The sequence below is a fragment of the Thermanaerothrix sp. genome, from assembly GCF_056331585.1.
In genome coordinates this window covers 1-1,704 of record NZ_JBWGPQ010000057.1, presented here as the reverse complement: position 1 = coordinate 1,704, position 1,704 = coordinate 1, and the positions used below count along the sequence as shown (strand labels likewise).

2 protein-coding genes and 1 pseudogene are annotated in these 1,704 nt (G+C 51.9%); all 3 read right to left on the bottom strand.

Annotated features, from left to right (window positions below):
• Positions 1-709, bottom strand: a pseudogene (locus AC01YT_RS13080) (citramalate synthase); the annotation flags it as partial.
• Positions 710-721: 12 nt separating this feature from the next.
• A complete protein-coding gene (gene leuD / locus AC01YT_RS13075; RefSeq protein WP_424911326.1) occupies positions 722-1,312 on the bottom strand; it encodes a 3-isopropylmalate dehydratase small subunit in 591 nt (196 codons plus the stop codon).
• A gap of 12 nt (positions 1,313-1,324) precedes the next feature.
• On the bottom strand, positions 1,325-1,704 hold a 380-nt coding region (locus AC01YT_RS13070; RefSeq protein WP_476676109.1), incomplete at its 5' end, for an aconitase family protein.

Here is a 1,704-nt window from a genome sequence, read left to right as displayed (position 1 = left end):
GTTCGCCATAACCGTTTATCGTTCCCTGGACTTGAACACAACCTTCACGCACGGCTACTAAAGAGTTCGCCACCGCACACTCACTATCATTATGAGCGTGAATACCGAGTTGTGCCTCTGGAAAACGCGTCCGTACGGCACGTACAATCTCCCCTACTTCCCAGGGAAGAGTGCCTCCATTTGTATCGCACAGTACCAGTGTTTCCGCACCTCCGCGTAAGGCAGCTTCTAATGTTGCCAGGGCATAGTCGGAATCTTCCTTGTAACCATCAAAGAAGTGTTCGGCATCATAAATGACGCCGCGCCCATGTCGCACTAGATAGGCGACACTTTCCTCGATCATCCTTAGGTTGTTTTGGGGCGTTGTACGGATCACCTCATGCACATGGAGAAGCGAAGATTTGCCTACCACGGTGCAATAGGGTGTTTGGGCTTCGAGCAAGGCACGAATATTTTCATCCTCATCTGCACGCTTTTCTGCCGCACAGGTCATACCAAAAGCTGCAATCTTGGCATGACGCCACTCCATATTTACGGCACGCCGAAAGAACTCAGCATCTTTGGGGTTCGATCCGGGCCAGCCCCCTTCGATAAACGCCACGCCCAGATCATCTAAACGCCGCGCTATATTTAACTTATCGTCAATGGAAAAAGAAATATCGGTCCGCTGTGAGCCATCGCGTAAGGTCGTATCATAGATCTGGATCATGGCTACCACTCCCTACCAACTAAGACGTTTGGCCTCAAATGCAGCAATTTCTTGCTCAAGGCTTAACAAATACCCAAGTTCATCAACACCTCGTAGCAGGCAATCTTTAGCAAAAGGATCAACCGGAAAATAGGTTTCCCCACCTGCCCAGGACAAGGTTTGAGTTTCAAGATCTATGGTCACGGTCTGGGAAGGATCACCCCCTAAAAGACGGACGAGTTCCTGATGAACTTCGGGTGACACCGTTACCGGTAATAAGCCATTTTTCAGCGCGTTATTGCGAAAGATATCCGCAAATGAGGTAGAGATAACGGCGCGAAATCCCCATCCTAGCAAAGCCCAAGCCGCGTGTTCGCGCGAAGATCCGCACCCAAAGTTGTCACCCGCCAATAAAATCTGCGCCCCCCGGTTTTCGGGATAATTCAGAACAAATGCAGGATCCGGCTGTCCATCAGGAAGATACCGCCAATCCGCAAAGAGACTTGCCCCTAAACCGGTTCGATCTGTGGTTTTCAAGAAGCGGGCGGGTATGATCTGATCAGTGTCAATATTGTCAACGGGTAAAACCACAACCCGAGAGGACAACTTAGTAAAGGGTTCCATGAATAACCTCCACTAAAGCAACGTGCGCGGGTCAGTAATGACACCAAAAATCGCTGTAGCCGCGGCGGTTAGCGGGCTAGCCAAAAACGTGCGTCCTCCCCGCCCCTGACGGCCTTCAAAGTTGCGGTTGCTAGTACTCACCGCGTACTGGCCCGGCTCAAGCGCATCGCCGTTCATGGCAATACACATCGAGCAACCTGGCTCCCGCCATTCAGCACCTGCTTCTTTGAAGATGCGGTCCAAGCCCTCTGCCTCCGCGGCTCGTTTAACCTGTTGGGACCCCGGCACGACCAAGAGGCGCACATTCGAAGCCACCTTCCGCCCTTTTAGCAAGCTAGCTGCCTGACGTAAATCGGATAACCGCCCATTGGTACAAGACCCGATGAAGACCA

Excerpts from the sequence above, each read along its gene's own strand:
- leuD (WP_424911326.1), bottom strand. The coding sequence starts at position 1,312 with ATGGAACCCTTTACTAAGTTGTCCTCTCGGGTTGTGGTTTTACCCGTT.